At 66.0% G+C, this 20,237-nt stretch carries 14 protein-coding genes and 1 pseudogene; 4 read left to right on the forward strand and 11 right to left on the reverse strand.

Going from position 1 to position 20,237, the window contains the following annotated elements; all coding sequences use genetic code 11:
* Positions 1 to 75: 75 nt before the first annotated feature.
* The 8 genes from G7075_RS14160 to G7075_RS14195 form a co-directional block, all read right to left on the reverse strand.
* Positions 76 to 1,221: a C40 family peptidase gene (locus G7075_RS14160; RefSeq protein ID WP_166122763.1), complete on the reverse strand. Its 1,146-nt coding sequence runs from the start codon at positions 1,219 to 1,221 to the stop codon at positions 76 to 78.
* A 3-nt stretch (positions 1,222 to 1,224) separates the two neighbouring features.
* Complete coding sequence (locus G7075_RS14165) at positions 1,225 to 1,785, reverse strand: hypothetical protein (RefSeq protein WP_166122765.1); 561 nt, start codon at positions 1,783 to 1,785, stop codon at positions 1,225 to 1,227.
* Positions 1,782 to 3,779: a hypothetical protein gene (locus G7075_RS14170; RefSeq protein ID WP_166122767.1), complete on the reverse strand. Its 1,998-nt coding sequence runs from the start codon at positions 3,777 to 3,779 to the stop codon at positions 1,782 to 1,784. The genes G7075_RS14165 and G7075_RS14170 overlap by 4 nt, the downstream gene beginning before the upstream one ends.
* 10 nt (positions 3,780 to 3,789) lie before the next feature.
* Positions 3,790 to 6,330: an ATP-binding protein gene (locus tag G7075_RS14175; RefSeq protein ID WP_166122770.1), complete on the reverse strand. Its 2,541-nt coding sequence runs from the start codon at positions 6,328 to 6,330 to the stop codon at positions 3,790 to 3,792.
* A gap of 424 nt (positions 6,331 to 6,754) precedes the next feature.
* Complete coding sequence (locus tag G7075_RS14180) at positions 6,755 to 7,009, reverse strand: hypothetical protein (protein WP_166122772.1); 255 nt, start codon at positions 7,007 to 7,009, stop codon at positions 6,755 to 6,757.
* Between the two features lie 1,115 nt (positions 7,010 to 8,124).
* Positions 8,125 to 9,462, reverse strand: a complete 1,338-nt coding sequence (locus G7075_RS14185) for an AAA family ATPase (protein ID WP_166122774.1) — start codon at positions 9,460 to 9,462, stop codon at positions 8,125 to 8,127.
* A 188-nt stretch (positions 9,463 to 9,650) separates the two neighbouring features.
* Positions 9,651 to 11,498 carry an IS481 family transposase gene (locus G7075_RS14190; RefSeq protein ID WP_371814247.1) on the reverse strand — a complete coding sequence of 616 codons (1,848 nt, stop codon included), beginning with the start codon at positions 11,496 to 11,498 and terminating at the stop codon, positions 9,651 to 9,653.
* Positions 11,499 to 11,701: 203 nt separating this feature from the next.
* On the reverse strand, positions 11,702 to 13,501 hold the full coding sequence (locus G7075_RS14195) for an IS481 family transposase (protein WP_166122778.1): 1,800 nt from the start codon (positions 13,499 to 13,501) through the stop codon (positions 11,702 to 11,704).
* A 314-nt stretch (positions 13,502 to 13,815) separates the two neighbouring features.
* On the opposite strand from G7075_RS14195, the gene G7075_RS20355 reads away from it, so the two are divergent.
* Genes G7075_RS20355 through G7075_RS14210 form a run of 4 tightly spaced genes read left to right on the forward strand, consistent with a single transcriptional unit; the run spans position 13,816 to position 16,245 of the window.
* Positions 13,816 to 14,457: an N-6 DNA methylase gene (locus tag G7075_RS20355; RefSeq protein ID WP_256378074.1), complete on the forward strand. Its 642-nt coding sequence runs from the start codon at positions 13,816 to 13,818 to the stop codon at positions 14,455 to 14,457.
* 5 nt (positions 14,458 to 14,462) lie between these two features.
* Positions 14,463 to 15,314: a hypothetical protein gene (locus G7075_RS20360; protein ID WP_205860515.1), complete on the forward strand. Its 852-nt coding sequence runs from the start codon at positions 14,463 to 14,465 to the stop codon at positions 15,312 to 15,314.
* Positions 15,315 to 15,349: 35 nt separating this feature from the next.
* On the forward strand, positions 15,350 to 15,823 hold the full coding sequence (locus G7075_RS22950) for a hypothetical protein (RefSeq protein WP_371814248.1): 474 nt from the start codon (positions 15,350 to 15,352) through the stop codon (positions 15,821 to 15,823).
* Positions 15,824 to 15,831: 8 nt separating this feature from the next.
* Positions 15,832 to 16,245, forward strand: coding sequence for a BsuBI/PstI family type II restriction endonuclease (locus tag G7075_RS14210; RefSeq protein WP_166124397.1), 414 nt, complete (start codon positions 15,832 to 15,834; stop codon positions 16,243 to 16,245).
* 303 nt (positions 16,246 to 16,548) lie between these two features.
* Here G7075_RS14210 and G7075_RS14215 read toward each other — a convergent pair whose 3' ends face one another.
* The 3 genes and pseudogenes from G7075_RS14215 to G7075_RS14225 form a co-directional block, all read right to left on the reverse strand.
* Positions 16,549 to 18,282, reverse strand: coding sequence for an ATP-dependent endonuclease (locus G7075_RS14215; protein WP_166122782.1), 1,734 nt, complete (start codon positions 18,280 to 18,282; stop codon positions 16,549 to 16,551).
* Positions 18,283 to 18,726: 444 nt separating this feature from the next.
* Positions 18,727 to 19,062 carry a YnfA family protein gene (locus G7075_RS14220; RefSeq protein ID WP_166122784.1) on the reverse strand — a complete coding sequence of 112 codons (336 nt, stop codon included), beginning with the start codon at positions 19,060 to 19,062 and terminating at the stop codon, positions 18,727 to 18,729.
* Positions 19,063 to 19,151: 89 nt separating this feature from the next.
* Positions 19,152 to 20,153: pseudogene (locus G7075_RS14225) on the reverse strand (NADP-dependent oxidoreductase); the annotation flags it as partial.
* Positions 20,154 to 20,237: the final 84 nt, after the last annotated feature.

Consider the following 20,237-nt stretch of genomic DNA (forward strand, 5'->3'; position numbering starts at 1 on the left):
CAAGAGGGCGACGGACCGGAGACCCCAAACGAGCGACAGGGAAGTCGGGCCGGGACGTGTGCCCGCCGGTCACATTCAGGAACTCGCACTGCCCAGGAGCCAGGCTGGTTCAGGTCCCAGCGAGCGGCCTGATCGAGAAGACCGCAACCAAGTCGTCGCGAACGGTCTGCCCGCGAAGACGTCTTCGCCCCATGGTTTGTCGGTGGACAGGTCGATTGTTTTCACCTCGACGCTTCTCCCTGTCGTCGGCGCGTGGATGATCTGACCCCGGCCGGCGTACAACCCGACATGGTGATAGACGCCGGCTGCGTCCCGAGGGTCGTGGAAGAAGAGCAGGTCACCGGCCCGAACCTCCGAGAGAGGGACATGAGTCACCGCTGCAGCCTGGTCAGTGGCCACTCGCGGGAGGGTAATGCCTGCTGCCTGGAACCAGACGTAGCGGGTGAAGCTCGAGCAGTCGAAGCCAACGACCCCCGCTCCGCTACCGAATCCCGGACCAGGTCCGGTCAGCGTCCCACCGCCCCACGAGTACGGAACGCCCAGCTGGCTCATTGCCACGTCGATGACCTTGCCGTCCTGTTCGGCTTCGGGGGCAGAGACGCAGGAGGCCATCGAAATGCTCGGAGCGCCCAAGAGCTGACGTGCGATCGACTCCCATCGCGCATACGCATCAGGGAACGCGCTGACCTGAACGGCCTGCGCCGCCTGGGCCACTGGCAGGTCGAGATACCCCGGAACGCTGAGCAAGCCTCGTTGTCCACCGCGGCCCCCACGGAAGAACATGGACGTGGACTGGATCGGATCGAGTCGCTCAGCGCGGCTGCCCCAGGCGTCCCGTTGCTGGAACATCCCGATGGAGTCGCGATCGCCGAAGGGGAGGTTACGCAGACCTGATTCCTGGAGAGCAGTGCTGATCGCGATGACCCAGCCCTCTCGTGGCACTCCGAGCTTCCGGCCAACCGCCACGATGGTCTGAGCGTTGGCCAGTTGCTCAGAGTCGAAGGAGGCGACGCTCACAGCCGCTGGGCGGTTCACGGTTCCGCAGCCCGTCACAGCCGGGTCGGAGTCAGAAGGATCACCCGCGATCAGCGACGTCGTGAAGACGGTGAGAGCGAGGAACGCCACGATGGCCAACGGCATGACGATGGCCACCACCCGGGCGACCAGCCGCCACAGGCGCCGCTTCAGCTCCGCCGCCGCGAGAGCAGTGACCGGATCCATGGCTCAGTCCAACGGTGAGCCGGTCAGGGCGGGTGGCGGCTCCGGCCCGATGTCGTCGACCCGCCACTCGGTGCGGACACGTTCGAGGCTGACGAGCACCGCGCCCCCGTCGGTGGGCACCCGCACTCTCGCGGCGGCCTCGGACCGCTCGACGATGTCGGCGCTCCCCAGCGCACGCGACGAAGGGACGCTGGCCGAAGAGGACGACTCAAGCACCTTGGCCAGCCGGCCGGTCGCGAACGAAGCGCACTCGGAGCGCCACGTCGTGATGTCGGCGTTCGGGCGAGCCCAAGTTCTGACGAATGCGAGCGCCACGTCGTCTGGGCCTGTTTCGCCAGCGGCGGTGGAGGCAGTCGGTGCATAAGGAGCGCTGCTCGAGCCGGGTTGCGCCTCAGGCGAAGCGGTCGACATCACGGGATCCGGCGCGCCCTTGGGCGCCGGGTCACCGAGTGTCGACACGCGACCGAGTGCGGCCAGCAGGGTCGCCGCAACCAGGAGCGTCACCGCCAGGTGTCGCCAAGACCACAGCGGCCACCGCCACCACTCGATCCGTCCGCCGGTCATGATGCCTCCGCCTGTTCTGCGAGAGACGCGTCATCGTGGCGCAGCATCGCTCCCGTTCGTGGGTCGTACACGAAGTGCCCAACTCCGTCAGAGTCGACGTGCTCGTTCGCGTCGTGACCCGAAGCCGCGCGGACCGGCTGGAGCCGTGGAGTCGCCACCGGAGTGACGAGCTCGCCCGCGACTACGTCGGACCGTGCCTCTGGCGGCGCCTTGGGCTGCGTCCGCGCTTTGTCGACGCGATGGAGGTTCGTAGCCCTCGGCGCAAAGGGTGTTGGCGCGTCCGGTGCCGGCTGGCCGGCGGCTGCACTCGGACTCCCGCCGATGCGCTGCGCAGGCACGACGGTCGCGCGGCTGAGGCCACCATCACTCGTGATGTCCCAGACCACTCGATCCCGCCCGAAGGTCTCGCTGCGTGGTGGCCGGGACCCTGCTCGTGGCCTCGCCCAGTCGCCGGGGATCGTCGGCTCGGGCGCGGTATCAGGGGTCTCCTCGATCGCATGCTTCGTGCCGTCGTTCACGCCCTGGCGCGTGACGAGGTAGCGCGTCACCTGACGGCCAAGCCGGCGGCCTCGACTACGCCGGCCGGCATGCCCGAAGATGCGCGTGAACGACAGCAGGGGCGCAGTGAGCACGAACGCTGCCAGCGTGATGACCAAGCACAGGACGAGGGCCATGATCCCCATGCCGGTGTCATCCGCAGTGCTGAGGACGGCGGTGATCGCCGCGGTGTAGATGACGGAGCCGGCCGAGAACGCCACGACGTTGATGACCGCTGCTCCTCCGATGTTGGCCATCTGCTTGACCACTCCGGACATGGGAGCGAACACCCCGACGACTGCCGCCGCCGGGAGGAACATCACGAGCAGGCGGAGCATGACGAGGCCGGCGAGCAGGAAGACGTCTGCCACGAGCCGGAACAGGTCGACGAAGACTGCACCCAGGAGCGCGAAGGCGCCGGTGCCCATGCGACCGCCGGCCTTCCCTTGGAGGACGGCATAGGTGGCGGGGTCCTCTTCGGCGATCTTGTCGGCGGTCTCCTTCCATTGGGCGGCCTTGTCCTCGGTCAGCTGCTTGCTCGCTTCGGGGGTCGTCGCCGAAGCCTCTTCGGACCATGACACCGCGCTGGCCTGGAAGAGCGTTGGGCCCCAGCGCTTCGCGGCCGCCGAGTCCGAGGATCCGAGCTGGCCGCGCAGCCACGCGTCGTAGAGCACCCGGTCCACGGTCAGGGCGCCTTGGCCTCGGGCAGCCCCTTGGCCCGGCGCAGTCGGTGCCTCGACCCCGGCCGTTCGCGCTTGGAGGGACCCGATGGTTGAGGTGATCGTGTCGTCGAAGAACCCGCTGGCTCGCGACGGGTACTGCGTGATGATCGCGACGACTCCGAGGATCAGTACCGCCCAAACGACTCCGCTTAGGACGCCCGGGAAGTGGCCGCGCAACGCCTGGAGGAGCAGCATCGCGGCCACACCAAGGAGTGCGACACCACCCCACGGGCTCCAGATCGCGTCGCGCAGTCGCTGGGTGACTGTGCCGACGACTCGGTCGAGGGGGCCCATGTACGACGCCGGGTCGGCCACCTTGTTGTGCAGGCCGTTGGTCGCCGCCGTCAGCCACACGGCTGTCGACAGCATGACGTTCCCGATCATCGTGTCGGTGGCGGCCGATGGGTCGCGCACCGAGCCGCCGCAGCCGAGGTCGTAGGTGTTCCAGGTGAGCCCGGCGTAGCCGTACTGGTCGTAGATGCTCGTCGTCGGGTTGTCGACGAAGGGATCTGCTTGGGCGGGGAGGGAATCGGGCTTGGGATCCAGAGCTCCAGCGAGGCCGGTGCCAGGTCGCCCCGGGAGAGGAGCGTCCTTGCAGTCTGGGATTCCCGGGATGCGCGGCAGCTCGACCTGGGGTGCCGCCGCTGTCGGCGTTGCGGAACCGTTGGGTGCCCCGACGATCGCCAGCCCGCCCAAGGCGGCGGCTGTCCCGAGGATGGCGAGGAACCTGCGCATCGGTTTCATGTCAGGCGCTCTCCTGCAACGCTTCGCCCGCAGCCTCGTCCACGGCTGGTGCGGTCGCGGCAGCGCGGCGAGCTCGGGTCTTCGTCGGGTCAGCGGTGGTGTCCAGCGCCTCGAGCACCTCGGGGTGAGCCGAAAGGTCCATCCGGATCCGTTCGACTCCTCCGGCTCCGTCGCTGAAGACGAACTCGCGCGCACCCCGCCGGCCCGTGGCGCTCGGCCGGGATAGGGACTCGAAGATTGCCTCGTACCCCTGGCCCGGCTGGATTCCGGGGATGAAGCGCAGTGCATCCGTCTGTGCCTGCTCGTCCGTGAGACGGCCGATGAACGCGGCAGACACGAGGTTCGCCAGGTCCAGTCGAAGCAGGTCCGACGGGTTCTGGCTGGCCATCAGCACTCGGGTGTTGTGCTTGCGGCTGTCCCGGCCGGCACGCTCGATGAAGCGCCGGCCGGTGGTAAACGTCGACAGGGCCCACGCCTCGTCGATGAAGATGCCCTTCCGGGCGTGGGCATCGCCGAGGTACATGCCTCGCTGGGCCAGCCACGCAGCGAGGTAGAGCACGCACATGCTCAGCCGCTCGTCGAGGTCTTCCGTCCCCTTGCTGTGCTCGTCGGGGAACGCAAGGCCCCGAAGCGAGTACACGGTGAGCAGCGCGTCGTCGGTGCCGTAGTCGTTGCGGTAACCGGACGGGAAGAGCAGCCGGCCGTGGCCGGTGCGGGCCGCCTCGGTGAGGAAATCGCGCATGTAGCCGGCGTGCCGTCGCAGCTCGTCGTCACCTGAGATGTGCCCGAGGGCGGCGACGACGTCGCTCAGGCTCGAAGTGCTGGTCGCGGACACCGCTCCTACGGCTCGCATCAGCGCGACCTCGGTGAGGACGTGATCCTGCATCTGCCGGGGCAGGATGGACCGCAGCACGCTGCTGGTGAGCAGCCGCCGAGTGTCCGCTGCGTTCTCCTGGGCGGCGCGCCACTCCCCATCGCTGTCGTAGTGCTCGCGCCGAGGTTCTGCGATGACGCGGTACGTGCACAGCGCACCGGGTGGAGCGTCAAGGAGGTCCACGGCCTGGGAGACGGCGGCCAGCTGCGGCAGCCGACAGAGCGCGGTCAGTCGGCCCGACGGGTCGAGGACCGTCCACGACACGCCCTGCATCACCGTGCGGTAGATGATGTTCCCGCCCGCGGTGGACTTGCCACCGCCGAGGCCTGCGCAGATGACGGCCAGCCCGGACTCCTCGGCCTGCTCGGTGGCTAGCCAGGGTTCCCAGGTGACCACTCGCGCAGAGGTCCCAGAGGTCTCGCCGAGGTGGATGCCGATGCGGTCGCCGACCTTGGCCGTCGCGGTCGGGACCGCCGCTGCGAGAGTGGTCACGGGCATGCGTCGCCGGTAGGCCGTGGTGCCGAGCTTCTCGCCGGGGATGAACTCGCGGGCGACGGCGTACTGGTCGGCCGGTCGCGAGATCGTGATCTGAGGGGCGAACAGCTGTCGCACGGCTGCCGCCCGCTCGAGCACCTCCTCCTCGGTCTGGCCAGAGACCGCGACGCGGTACCACCCAGCGGTCCGCGTACTGAGCCCGGACAGTCCGCTCGAGAGCTCGTCCTCGACGACGAGTGCCTTTGAGGCCTGCCGGTCGAGCGCCCCGGGAGCGGGTTCGGCGTGCTCGACTTCGTAGTGCTCCTTCTGGGACCGGATGCGCTGGATGTTCCGGCGCATTGCCGTTCCGACGCGGCCGGCGTCCTCGATGGTGATCCGGGCGGACCACTCGATGGGGAACGGCAGCTGGTCGGTGCGCTGGATCCATGGCACGCCGGGCGGGATCTCGAGGTCGGTCATCCGCCCCACCGAGAGCACGCAGACGTGCCGCTCGGCGACGGTTCCGTTGGCCTCGCCTCGAATCGAGAGGATGCGTCCGTACGGCACGGCCGACCAGGTGACGTGGTCGGTGAACTCGTGGAGGTCGTCCTGCTCCCAGTCGGGGTGCTCGGCGGTTCCGAGCGTTAGGGGAGCAGGGAGCCCAAGCGAGCAGGAGCGGTGGAGCAGCCATTCGAGCTCGCGCGGGGTCGCCGGAGTTCCGGCGAGCCCGGGGTGGCGCAGGAGATCATCGATCTCGCGGACCGGCTTGGCGAGTGCGCTGACCTCGCGGTCGGCCACACGCGGCGCGAGTCCGCTCAACGCGTGGAGCAACCGCCTCGAGGTGCCGAGGTCGACGCCGAGGTAGACCTCCTTGTCGGCCATGCTCCGGCCGGCGAGGTGCAGCTGGTCGCGGATGAGGTGGTCAGGCCATCCCGGGAGCGGGGCCGGAGCATTGACGTCATGCGCCTCGGCCCATCGCGACACCGGGTACGGCCTCGTCGTGACGCGCAGGTGGAGGTTCCGGCGCGACAGCTGCGCCAGCGCGTCAGCGGTGTCGACGATGAGCTGCTCGCGCACGGTGTCGGGCCGGAAGGCCCAGCCCTGCGGGCCGAGTCGGTACCAGGCGGTGACCCGGTCGCCGGCCACGGTGCAGTGGCCAGTGATCCGGCGCAGCGACAGTCCGCGGCTGTTCACGACTTGTCCCCGGGCGTGGATGTGGCTTCGGGGGAGTGCTTCCCCGAGGCCGGGTCCGGCCCGGACGCGCGGGGACTGCGCGGATCCGGGCCGGACGGATGGTGGCCGTCGTCATCCGCGTGGTCGCGCGAGGTGCGCTGACCTCGTTGGCCAGTGCCTTGAGGACCGCGCTGACCGGCCGGTCGTGATCGACGACTCGCAGGATCAACTTGGTGACCGCGACGGTCACGAGCAGCGAGTAGGCCAAGGCGAAGAAGCCGAACCCGATGCCGAGGCGGCGCTCGATCATCTGGACCAGGACGAAGACCGCGGCGCCGACGCCGTAGGCGACGTAGCGGGCGCGGAAGGGGAGGGTCTTGCCCGGAGGGCCGAGCCAGACCGCGTTGACGGTGTAGATCTCGTCGTCCACGGGAAGGCGCATGGCTCAGCCCGTGACGAGCCCGGCCAGCCAGGTGCCGACATCGTCGGCCCGGCCGGTGGTGGCGATGCCCAGCACGCCGAGGGCGATGACCACCCCGGCGACGACACGCATGGCCTTGGCGTTGTCCCCGCGCTGGGCGAAGACGAAGAGCATGACGGCGATGAGCAGCAGGAGCAGCGGGATGATGTTGTCCTTGATCCAGGACTGCAGGTTGGCGGTGTCGCCGGTGGCGCTGGCGAGCGCGACGAACTCGTTCACGGTGTCCCCTAACGTCGAGCCTCGGAGGGCCCGGAGTGGTCCTCCGAGAACCAGTCGGCTCCGCTCGGGGTGCTTCGTTCAACAAGAAGCCAAAACTCTTACCAAGACTTTGAACAGCCGCGCAGGGACGTGATCGCTTGGGTGGGGCTGGCTCCCCCGCTACCCATCATCCGGGCCCGCCGGAACGCGTCAAGGGCGCCTACGGCGTCACTTCGTGATGGCCTTCGGCCACCCTTGACCCAACCCATCGGGCCCTACAGATGCTCCGCTACGAGGAACCAGCTGGAGGCTGGGCACGGGCAGGAGAGTCGCCCTCGGAGCAGGTCCAAGTCCTGAAATTCGCAGCACTTAAAGCAATACAGTACCGATCACAACAGCTCAATAACTAAACACTCGCCTCCGCCGACGCCGTCCCATTGAGAAGCTCTTTGTGACCTTCCAGAATCTCTCGAATATCCGGGGGCAGGACACCGGCGCGATCTCCTGTCATATGGATGTACCTCATCCACCGGCGCACCCCCTGGAAGGGGAAGCGCCGAAGACTCTGAAGGATTAGGCGCTTGGAACGCTCGTCGGAGCGGGAATAGTCACGAATTAAGGCCAGCATCGAAACCCAGGCGGCCCGCCGACCGAGAATACAGACCTGCCGATTCAGCCCGAAGACCCTGATCGACTGCTCACCCTTATCATCTATCGCCACATACTCGCCTGTCGAAACGGATAGCAAGATGTGCGCGGAGGGGTCGTCAACTGTCGGATCGATCAGTAGGGGGTCTCCATCGTCGTTCATAGGAAACTCGTCACGTTTTAGATTGCTATTGCAAAACGAACACGCCCAGAGATGATTGCTCCAAATGTAGCAGGCATGTGGGAACCGAGATTTGGGACGGAAGTGCTCAACGGCAGTTCCTGCGCTGTCCTCGCAATACATGCACCGTTCGACTCCCGAGCACATAGCCTGCAAGGTACCTACAACTTCATCGCGAGCCAGCCCCGAAAACTTCGCCACGAAGAGAGCGCGGCGGCCCTTGGATCGTTCGCGTCGTCAACCTTCTGCTGCCTACGAGCCAAGGTGCCGTAAGTCCGGACACTTAACTCAGGGCGGGCTAAGGGGATCAAGCTACTGGACCTTCGTGCAACCTGGAAAAGGCTTGCACTACGCGATCGCGCTGACTTGTAGGCATTTGCTTTCGAAGAGCCCTCAGTGTCCTCTGCTCCTGATCAGAGAGGTCCCGGAGTAGGGAAGCTCCTTCCAATTGAGCCAACTCCGAACGGGCTAGCAAGGAAGCATCGGAGATTGTAGCGTCGAGGCCGAACAGGTCTGACAGAATAGCGTCGTCAGCTGAACCATTGACAACTCGGTTGAACGCCTCTCCACTGAGGATCTCCGCAGCGGGTCCATCCGCCCAGGCGGGCGCAAGCCTAACCAGGCCGCCAACGTCAGCAGCCTGACAAATGAAAGGACTGTGCGTCGTCACGATAAACTGGATCCTTGGAAAATGCTCCTTGAGCCAGAAGCCGATCCTCTTCTGCCACTCCACGTGCAGGTGAACATCGATCTCATCGATGAAGACAACACCCTCATGCAGAACTTGTGGACGGCCCTCATTGGTTGTCTGATGAATCACCGCACCGAAGGCCGAGTCCAGCTGCTTGATCAAGTCGAGCACTAGCCCCGCTACAGTCCTATAGCCGTCACTCAAGGCCTTTAGAGCAATCGAGCGTCCGTCCGGAGTATCTACCCAGAGGCCTTCAGAGTCGACCCGCTGCACGCGCATTCCCTCAGGAAGAAGTCCATCATCCAGAAGGTCGAGGACTAGTTGCTCCAATTCTTCGGCGTCACCGCGGCCCTCCAAACGGCGCAGATAGACCTGCTGCAGCCACCGAACGGATTCGGAAAGTGAAGCGTCCTCACGAAACAAACTAGCGAGACCCGACGGACGTCCCGGAAGCATCATAAGACGCTGTGCCTCGGTCGGCGCCGGCGACAGTCGTCGAAATGGACCATAGCCAGCCGTGAACCAACCCCTTGGGTTCTCCGCCCACGGACCGCGCGACGGAGTCCAGTTTCCCCCCACTGCTGCCTTTTCCATGATTGGTTCTGGGCCATCAGCCCGAGTCCACTCGATCGCAGTCCAAGGATCAAACTCTGGCTTGCGGCCCGCTGCGAAGCCGTCTTCTTCCGAGAAGCGAACACGGACCCCTGCCAGGGCCCTATCCTCGCCGTCGCGGATCCAGCCGTCGAAGGTCTCTGCAAGGAGGCGAGCTACTGAGGGACCAGCGATGGACAAGGCCAAGGCTTGCAGGAAGGTCGACTTTCCCGCGCCGTTACGCCCGGCAACGACCACCCAAGCGGGCGGGGTTACGTCTTTTCGAGCGAGGACGAGTTCCACACCAGACTCGGCCGGGGGGAAACCCCGCACCCCCTCAACACGAATCTCAGTGATCTGCACACCACCGACGCTACATCGCACAGGGCCGCCAAGTCGGTAGGAAGGTGAGCCGTCCCCACGGTCGAACTCGACCATTCGACGTCCGCGTAGCTCAGCATCAGACAAGGCCTCGAAGCGCGAGAGCCATCGTTGTCTTGACGCAGTAGATCCTTGACGGATTCGTGTCACCTGATGCTTGACACTCTCGGCTAGGACACTGAGGTGGCAGCGGTCCGCGGCCGCTGTCCTTTGATGCTACGCACGGGTTGGTCGGTGGTGCGGCGTACGACGCGGGTGTCGTTCTCGGGCAGCTCGATCGCCAGGGTGGTCTCGGCGACGTGGACGGTCACGGTGGTTCCGGCGTGCTCGCGGCCGAGGGCGACCTTCTGACCGGCGACGACGATGATGCCGGAGTTGGAGGCGCGGCGTTGCACGGTGACCGGTTCGCTGGAGGGCCGCGGCGGGGTCCCGGGCGGGCGGGAGCGTTGCAGCCGGACGGCCTCACCGGGGGCGAGCGGGTTGGGCCGGGTGCGCAGCAGCTCGCGGGTGGCGGGGTCGAAGAACAGCAGCGGCGCCCCGTCCTCGATGTAGACCCCGACTCGCCGGCCGGCGAGGATCTCCGCGGCGAGCACGACGTGGCTGCCCAAGGAGATGGTCCCGGACTTTGCCACGGTCCGCTCCACCTCGACCACGGTGCGCCCGGTGCGGCTTCCCGGCCCGGGTCGTGAGCTCAGCGCGGCAGGCCCGGCCGGGACGGCGCCGCCGTGGAGCAGGAGCCAGGCCAGGTCGGCAGCACTGAAGCGGGAGCGCAGCGTCTTGATCCGGGCCGCGCCGGTGGACAGGTGTACCCAGTCGCAGTCGACCCAGAAGGTGACGACCTGCCCGGCGCGGGCCGGGCCGAGCCAGAACTGCTGCCCCCGGATCGCCAGGTTCCCTGACGCCGGGACGGTCCGCTCCAGCTCCAGAGCCACCGGCGACAGCATCGTCTCGACCGCCGGCATCGGTGCGACAGCCGGTGGGGCGGCGACGTCGGGAGCCTGAACGGTTGCGGTGACCTCCAACGCGGGCGGCAGCCACAGCTCGATCTCGGTGCTGGCCGCGGGAGTGAACCGGTCCGCGGGCACCACCGGCACCTGCTCGTCCAGCCCCTGGTGCGGACGGTCCCGGTTGTAGGCCTCGACGATGACGTCGACCCGGGCCTGAGCCGCCTGCAGCGAGGTGAACGGCCCGGCCGCGGTGATCTCCGGGCGGAACGTGCCGTGGAAGCGTTCGACCTTCCCGTTCTGGTTCGGCGAGGCCGGCGCGGTCAGCCGGTGCCTGATCCCGTTCTTCCGGCAGATCTTGTCGAACAGCACCTCCCCGCGGCTACCCGCATACCGGCTGAACCGGTCGGTGAACTGCTTGCCGTTGTCGGTAATCACCTCCTCGGGCACCCCGAACCGGGCCAAGGCCTGGGCGAACGCCAGGCACACCGCCCGCGCGGTCGCCCGCTCCACCACCACCGCCATCACGCAGTACCGCGAGTGGTCATCCACCCCGGTGACGACCTTGGCCTCGCGCACCTCGCCGGTGACGGTGTCGACCAACTCGACCCCACCGACGATGTCGATGCCCCACAGCTGCATCGGCCCCGGCCGCTCGAAACGGATGTAGGCACTTCGCGGCTTCTTCCGCGGACGCGGCTTCACCAGGTCGTGCCGGCGCAGGATCCGGTTGATCGTGGCCACCGACGGCACCGGCGGCAGCGCCTCACCGCTCTCGCTGTCCCCGTTGTCCCGAGCGCGCAGCAGCTCCAGCCGGATCCGTCTCGCGCCCCAGCGAGGATGCTCCCGGCGCATCTCGCACACCGACACCTCCACCGACTCCGGCGCCTGGTGCGGGCACCCCTTCGGACGGTGCGAACGATCCGCCAGGCCAGCCACCCCGTCCACGAGGTACCGCCCCAGCCATGTGTGAACGGACTGACGCGACACCCCGAACGAGGCCGCGACCTCCGTCACCGACGCACCCGCCAGCACCTCCCGGACCGCCTCCAACCGCTGCTCGACGACCGACAAGACAACCAGCACCGATCTCGGCCTCCCGGCATCGACGACATCCGCGGAACATCGTCGAGCAAGGCGCCGCACCACGCCCGGTGTCAAGCATCAGGTGATACCGCACCGTCAAGCATCACCCGCGACAGGACAGCGAGAGCCATCGTTGTGATCCGACAGGTGATGCGCGACGTTTCTCCGCCACCTGATGTGCGACAGGTGGCCTAGGAAACTGAGGGGACCGTCCGTGGCCGGTCGACCTTGATGTTACGCACGGGCGTGGTGGTGGTCCGGGCCACGACGCGGGTCTCGTCGTCGACCTCGATGGCCAGGGTGGTCTCGGCTACGTGGATCGTGACGGTCTGGTGGGCGTGGGTGCGGCCGAGGGCGATCTTCTGTCCGCAGACCATGACGATGCCGCTGTTGGAGGCGCGGCGCTGGACGGTGACCGGCTCGCGGGAGGGCCGCAGCGGCGGGCCCGCGGGGCGCACGGCCCGCAGCCGGAGCCACTGCTCTCGCGGGACCGGGTTCGGTCGGGTGCGCAGCAGCTCGCGGGTCTCGAGGTCGAAGAACATCAGGGTGTGCTCCTCGAGGCGGATCCCGACCTGGCGGCCGGCGAGGATCTCCGCAGCGAGGACGACGTGCCCGCCGAGGCTGACGGTGCCGCTGCGGGCCACGGCCCGTTCGACCTCCACGATTCCGGCCGCGACCCCGGCAGTGGCGGGGAGGGGGCTGGTCCCGGCCGGGACGGCGCCTTCAGCCAGCAGCGCGGCCAGGTCGGTCACGGACAGGTGGGAGCGCACGGTCTTGACGCGGGTGCCCCCGACGGTGAGGTGGACCAGGTCGCAGTCGATCCAGAACCGCACCCGCTGCCCGGCGCGGGCGGGTCCGAGCCAGAACTGCTGCCCGCGGATGGCGAGGTTGCCCGAGGCCCCGACGACCCGCTCCAGCTCGACCGGCCCACCCGGGACCGGGGCCGGCGCCGCGGCCGGCACAGGCTCAGCGTCATCGGACTTCTCGGACGGGATGGGGTGCAGCGTCGCCGGCAGCCACAGCGGCAGCAGCGCCTGCTGCTCGCCGGGCACGGGCGCGAACCGCTCGGCCGGGGTCACCGGGACCTTCACGTCCAGGGCTTGGTGGGGCCGGTCGGTGTTGTACCCGGCGACCCACGCATCGACCGCGGCCTGCGCGGCCTCCAGGGACTCGAATGGCTCGCAGGTGTCGAGGAAGTCGGGGCGGAAGGTGCCGTGGAAGCGTTCGACCTTGCCGTTCTGGTTCGGTGAGGACGGCGCGGTCAACCGGTGCCGGATCCCGTTGCGGCGGCAGATTTTGTCGAACAGCACCTCCCCGCCCTTGCCGAACCGGTCGGTGAACTGCTTGCCGTTGTCGGTGATCACCTCCTCGGGCACCCCGAACCGGGCCAGGGCTTGGGCGAAGGCCAGGCACACCGCCCGCCCCGTGGCCCGCTCCACCACCTGCGCGATCACGCAGTACCGCGAGTGGTCATCCACCCCGGTGACCAGCTTCGCCTCACGCACCTCCCCAGTGACCGTGTCGACCAGCTCGATCCCGCCAACGATGTCGATGCCCCACAGCTGCATCGGCCCCGGCCGCTCGAAACGGATGTACGCGCTCCGCGGCTTCTTCCGCGGCCTCGCCCGCAGCAGACCCTGCCGGATCAGGGCCCGGTCGATCGTGCGCTCCGAAGGCACCGCCACGCCCTCGACCGGGCGCCGCAGCATCTCCAACCGGATCCGGCGCGAGCCCCACCGCGGATGCTTCCTGCGCATCTCAGCCACCGCGGCCTCGACCTCCGCCGGGACCTGGTGCGGGCACCCCTTCGGGCGATGGGACCGGTCCGCCAACCCCGCGAGCTGACCCACCAGATACCGGCCCACCCACCGGTGCACCGTCGACCGATGCACCCCGTACCGCAACGCGACCTCGATCACGTCCGCCCCGGCCAGCACCTCCCGGACCGCGTCCAACCGCTGCTCGACGACAGACAAGACAACCAGAGCCAATCCCGGCCTCCTCAGGTCGCGACGCTCCCACGGAGAACGTCACCGCCCAAGGTGCCGAACACGACCCCTGTCGCACATCAGCTGACGGATACCTGTCGCACATCACCCGACGGAGGACAGCGAGAGCCATCGTCGGCTGCCGAATAGACCTCTAGTAGGTCAAGGGCCTCGCTGCGCTCGGCCAGGGCCTGCGGGCGGCGCTGGCGCGCCGTCCTCGACAGCCGTGTGCCTCGAACCGAACGACTTGAAGTTTTCCACAGCGGCCGCCTACCCCATCTCGCAAGCAACGGCCCCGCTGAGGGAACATGTCCGACATGCACAGCGATCTTCTCGAACTGGCTGGGATCTACCGTGAGGCAGCCCTTGCTGGTCTGGACCCAAGGACCCAGAGCTCCATGGGCCAGTTCTTCACCCCCACGCGCGCTGCGGCACTCATCGCGTCGATGCCCCGACTGCCACAGGCAGGCTCGCTCCGAATCATCGACCCTGGCGCTGGGTCCGGTGTGCTCAGCGCCGCGATCATCGCTCGAATACTCGATGAGACAAGCGATGTCACTGCTCACGTGGTCGCCGTTGAGGCTGACCCGGCAGTGTTGCCTCACCTGTTAAAGACGCTGGACGCATGCGAGACCGCTGGGCGAGGCCGCGTCACCTATGAGATGGTCGAGGCGGACTACATCTTCGCATCGACCGGATTGAGCGCTGATGTCCGGCTCGATGGTTTTGACCTATGCATCCAGAATCCCCCATACGCGAAGTTGCCGTCGAAGTCCCCTGTTCGCGCGGCCATAAGAGCGTTTGGAGCGGATGCGCCAAACCTGTACGCGGCATTCCTGGCTCTTGGCGCTGCCAGCCTCGTCGAAGGGGGCAGCTGGTGGCAATCACTCCCCGCTCGTTTGCGAACGGACCATATTTCGGTACCTTTCGGAGCTATCTGCTTTCCCAAGTCACGCTAAACCGGGTGCACGTCTTTGAGTCTCGATCGAAGGTTTTTGCCGACACTGGCGTCCTGCAAGAGAACGTAATTATTGCCGGTACGAAGGGCGCCCAACCCTGCCCCGTGAGTATTTCCGTAAGCGTCGATCATCGTGAGGACCAAACGATCCGGACCGTTCCGTATGCCGACATCGTCGATCCCAAGGACCCTCACCGCTTCATTCGGATGGCCGCCAACGATAGCGACACTCAGGTCGCTCAGCGGATGGTTGCTCTCCCCTGCACGCTGGCGGACTTGGGGGTCAGGGTCTCAACGGGCCCGGTGGTCGACTTCCGTAGCCGCGATCTTCTGCACACCGAGCCGATCGACGGTGGCCGGCCCTTGATTTACCCCGGCAACATCCGCAACGGTCGGGTCGAATGGCCGCTGGCGATTCGGAAGGCGCAGTGGTATCGCGTCGAGGACGCAGGCGCTGAGAAGTTGCTGGTACCCGAGGGCTGGTACACCGTTATCAAGCGCTTTTCGGCAAAGGAGGAGCGGCGCCGCATTGTCGCAGCGGTTTGGTCGCCAGAGGTTCAGTCGGGAGCTGTGGCCTTCGAGAACCACTTGAACTATCTACATCTTGGAGGCGCTGGGCTCGACCGCGACCTGGCTCACGGGTTCTCCCTATGGCTCAACTCGACGTTTGTCGACCAGTTTTTTCGGACGTTCTCCGGACACACGCAGGTCAATGCGACAGACTTGAGAACCATGAGGTTCCCGAGCATGAGTACTCTGCGCACTCTCGGCTCCCAAGCGAGCACCCCGTTGCCCGAGCAGACCGAGATTGACGCTCTCGTGGATGCCGCGCTGGCAGGTACGGACGCGGCAGCGTGATCCCACTCAGCGAGGCCAAGAGTCTCCTTCACGACATGGGCTTTGATTACGAGCAATGCAATGAACGATCCGCCCTCACATTGTTGGCCCTATTGCACCTCAAGCCCATGGACTCGTGGGCGGACGCCTCCAACCCGATGCTTGGAACGCGCGCCATCATGGACTGGATCCGCGACGAGCATGACGTGGACTACGCCGCGAACACTCGCGAAACTATCCGACGCTTCACACTTCACCAATTCGCCGAAGCGCTTCTCGTGGTGCAAAACCCGGACCAACCCGACCGGCCTGTCAACTCACCAAAATGGAACTACCAAGTCACGAGCGAGGCGTTGGTCGTGATCCGAGCATACGGAACGACCGCATACGCCAAAATGTTGGCCGAGTACCTGACAGCTGCTCCTGGGCTTAGAAGGCAGTACGCGGCTGCGCGACAAGTAAACCGCATCCCAATCAGTTTGCCCGGGGGAAACCCTTTAGCCTCTCCCCTGGTGGACAGAACGTTCTAATCAAGCAGATAATTGATGAATTCTGCCCCCAGTTCACCCCAGGCGGAGAAGTTCTGTACGTCGGAGATGCAGACAAGAAGTGGGCCCACTTTGAGCGAGAGCGGCTCGCCGAGCTTGCCGTGACAGTTAATCAGCACGGGAAGATGCCCGATCTCGTGGTCTATTTGCCTGACCGGGACTGGCTCGTCCTGATGGAAGCTGCCTCATCTCACGGCCCGGTGGACGCCAAGCGCCATGGCGAACTGTCCGTTCTGTTCGAGGACGCCTCACCCGGCTTGGTCTACATCTCCTGCTTCCCGGATCGCAGGGAGATGCGGAAGTACCTCCACCGGATCGCCTGGGAGACCGATGTTTGGTGTGCCGATGACCCAACACACTTGATTCACTTCGACGGCGAGCGGTTCCTCGGTCCGTACGAGTGACTTGCTCTGCCCGCTGAAGGGGGCTTCGTCCTAGGCGGTGGGAATTGCATACGGGGAGTGCGCCTGTCGAAGGATGACCGACAACGACCGATGGCGGCAGGCCTAGCCGCAGGTCGGCAGCCAGTTTGCGCTCAAGACAGCAGACCAGCAGGACTGGGTTGTGGCTTCGAGCCCCCCAGGGCCGACAAAGCCGTAGGTCAGCGACTTGCGCGGCGCTCCTCAGGTCAACTCATCTGGACGCACGGAACATATACTCGGTCACAGGCAGGCATGAGTTGTTCTCGCCCTAGGTGCTGCGGGCCCCTAGTTCAAATCTTCGACCACCCTCAGGAAGTCGACCACTTCCCTCGGAATTTCACTCAGCTCATGAGCAGCAGCCAAGGATCGGGCCGTGACAGCTCGCTTCTTTCGATCTTGCAGGTGGCGGTTCAACGCAGCGATGAGTCCTTTTGGTGGGCAGACCCCTAGACGGTAATCTATGCTCTTCCACTTGGTGTCAAAGTCTGCCTTGAAGGTCGCTGTGATAGTGGACGGGTCCAGTCCCGAGGATCGACCAGTCGTCGCAAGCTCGCCCAACAGCTGGCCAAACACTTCATTTTCATACTCTTCCGTTGCCTCGACGAGCACGGAACGGACACTGGGCACGTCAAGTCCAGTAACTCTAGAGATCACGTCCACGTTTAGGACATAACTTTCAAGTTCTTTCCGTCGCCAGACGTGACTTGCAATTCCCTCCCTTGCGAAGGATTTCTCAACCGACTCAATCGTCGACAGCGTTCGGTAGTCACGATCCAGCAGCACGGCGATCTTGATCGCGTCGGGCAACAACTGATCGCAAAGCCAGCGGAAAGGGTCCACGGATCCCCAGTGCGTATACCCCTCGAGTTTTATCACTGCCACACGACGCTCGTGAGAGATGCGTTGGAGGCCAAGAATGGTTGCGAACTGTCGCAGAACTGACATGTCCTTTCCTTCAACGAAGAATGCGACATTCGCACGCAAGGCCTTGGCCAACCTGACATTGAATGCCGTACCAAGAGTATCGGAAAGGGTCTGCAGATCTGTCTCCTTCCGCACCCTTCTCGCATTTGGAGACTTCTTATCCACGATAGCAATAGAGCGGGCGTCAACCTCCGATATTAATTCCGCCGAATGCGTTGCCAAGATCACTTGACGATCCGAAGCCTCCAGTAGCCTCACAAGCCTGCGCTGGAGGTCAGGATGAAGGTATACCTCCGGTTCGTCGAGGATAATCGTGCTTCTGTCGCTGGTACGCCACAGGTGATAGAGCAGTTGTAGCCATATCTGAATTCCATCGCCGGCCCACGCGAGTTCCTTCTCAGTTCGTCCGCCTGCTTCGGTGTAGTAGACGTCGAGCTCAGCCGCCTTCTCGCCCATATGCGTATCGAGGCCCTCAATGTGAATGTCATCGAGCCACTCAGAACTCCACTCGAGGAAGTCCTCGAGCTTCCCTTCGGCCTTCAATATGCGCAATTGATTCCGGAAATGACGACTGCTGAGCCGGCCGGCAATGTTTTGCTTAACGTACTTCTCATCCAGCAGGAGTTCCGTTGTGTCGACGGGAGAAAGGATTGGAACTACACCAAGGAGCGGTAAGTTGTCTCGGACAGACTTCGGGTTCGAGACGTACATTCCTGGCAGGCGCTCGAGATAGAAGAACGGGCTCTCGCCGTCATCGCCCTCCGCTGGCCAAACCATCGTGAGTTTGGCGCCACTTTTCCAAGTCAGCTCGAGGCGCGCCTCCAAGTTCCTGAACTCGTGACGAATGCTCTGCTGGAGGCTGGGTAGATCCCTCAGAAAGACCGGATATGCGGGGACTCCCTTACCCAGGTCAATCGCCTTCACCGTGGCACTTCGCTGGCGGGCAAATCGTAGTGCGATGTCTGCTGTTCGCAATCCCATAAGCACCGTAGACTTCCCGGCATTATTTGGGCCGACTAAGTACGCACTGTCACCGAACGTCACAGTGAAGTTTCCAAATGACCTGAAGTTCCTAAGCTTCAGCGACCGCAGCATATCCCTCCCACCTCCCGCACATAAATGTCAGCAAAGTTCGCTCGCGCCTCCTTCACACTAGCGTGACCTACTTCCATCTCAGGCAACGCGCTTGCTGCGCGTTCCCTTGATTGGCGGCGGAGAGAGGTCCTGGGTCCGATCTGATGGATCGTGGACATGAATAGGCCAGACACCGCGGCCGGCGAGCGAGTAGCCTCGCCTGTCTTAGTCGTAGAGTTGCTAGGGTGCTCCTAGGAGGGCGTCTGTGGTCACATGAGAGGTCACATTGAGTCCAGAAGGACCGTGGCCAACCACGACCACCCGCGTGCGTCACCCCAGTTCAGCGCGGATTCGGACTTCAAGCACGTACGGTCACTCAGCACTCCGTAGGTTGTGGGTTCGAGCCCCACGGGGCCCACCACCGTGCGACACCGACGATGACGCACCGGAGCAGACACTCGACGGTCAGGCGCTGCGCGGGCCGTACATGACGATCGCTACGCCGACGAGGCACACGAGCGCGCCGGCCACGTCGTAGCGGTCGGGGCGGAAGCCGTCGACGACCATCCCCCACGCGAGCGAACCGGCCACGAAGACACCGCCGTACGCGGCGAGGATGCGCCCGAAGTTCGCATCGGGCTGGAAGGTCGCGACGAAGCCGTAGAGCCCGAGGGCGATGACGCCCGCGCCGACCCACACCCAGCCGCGGTGCTCGCGCACGCCCTGCCAGACGAGCCACGCCCCACCGATCTCCGCGAGCGCGGCGAGGACGAACAGGGCGATCGAGCGCGCGACGGTCATGCCGGCCATCGTCCCAGCCGGGGCAGCGAACGGCCCCGGGGTCACGAGGACCCCGGGGCCGGAGGCGTTCGCCTGCCGCGGACGGGCGGTCAGAGGCGGACGACCATCTTCCCGGTGTTCTCGCCGCGCAGGACGCCGAGGAAGCCGTCGACCGCGTGGTCGATGCCGTCGACGGACGTCTCGCGGGACGAGAGGGTGCCGTCGGCCAGCCAGCCCGCCGCGCGGCCGAAGTACTCGCCGGCGAGGTCGTAGTGGTCACCGACGAGGAAGCCCTGGATCTTGCCGCGGGTCTGGATGAGGCGCGCGAGGTTGCGCGGGCCGGGGGCGGGCTCGGTGTCGTTGTAGACCGAGATCATCCCGCAGACGGCGATCCGCCCGCCGAGGCGCAGCGACCCGATGGCCGCCTCGAGGTGCTCGCCGCCGACGTTGTCGAAGTACACGTCGATGCCCTCGGGTGCGAGCTCGCGCAGGTGGTCGGAGACGCGACCGTCCTTGTAGGAGAACGCCTCGTCGAACCCGAGGTCCTCGGTGAGGTGGCGGACCTTCTCGGGCGAGCCGGCGCTGCCGATGACGCGCGAGGCGCCGAGGGCCTTGGCGATCTGGCCGACCGCACCGCCGACGGCTCCGGCGGCACCGGAGACGAAGACGACGTCACCCTCCTTCAGCCCGGCGATTCGGGTGAGGCCGGCGTACGCGGTGAGGCCGGTCATCCCGAGGATGCCGACGTAGGCCGAGGCGGGGGCGGCGTCGACGTCCACGACCCGAGCGGCCTTCGCGTCGAGGACGGCGACCTCGCGCCAGCCGAGCCCGTGCAGGACGTGGTCGCCGGGGGCGAAGCCGTCGGCCCGGGACTCCTCGACGACGCCGACGGCGCCGCCCTCCATCGCCTTCCCGAGCTCGAACGGGGCGGCGTAGGACTTGGCGTCGCTCATCCGGCCGCGCATGTACGGGTCGACCGACATGACGACGTTGCGCACGCGCAGCTGGCCGTCGGCGAGCTCGGGGACGTCGCTCTCGACGAGCTCGAAGTCGGACGGCTCGGGCCACCCGACGGGGCGGGAGACGAGGCGGACCTCGCGGGGGCGGTCGGGGTGTCGGACATGGGTACCTCCGGGGTGGGGACGGTCGTGGTCACGTCACGGTCCAACGACGCCCGGGCCCACGGATATGCCGTG

The organism is Phycicoccus sp. HDW14 (assembly GCF_011383005.1).
In the GTDB taxonomy this organism is placed as follows: Bacteria; Actinomycetota; Actinomycetes; order Actinomycetales; family Dermatophilaceae; genus Phycicoccus.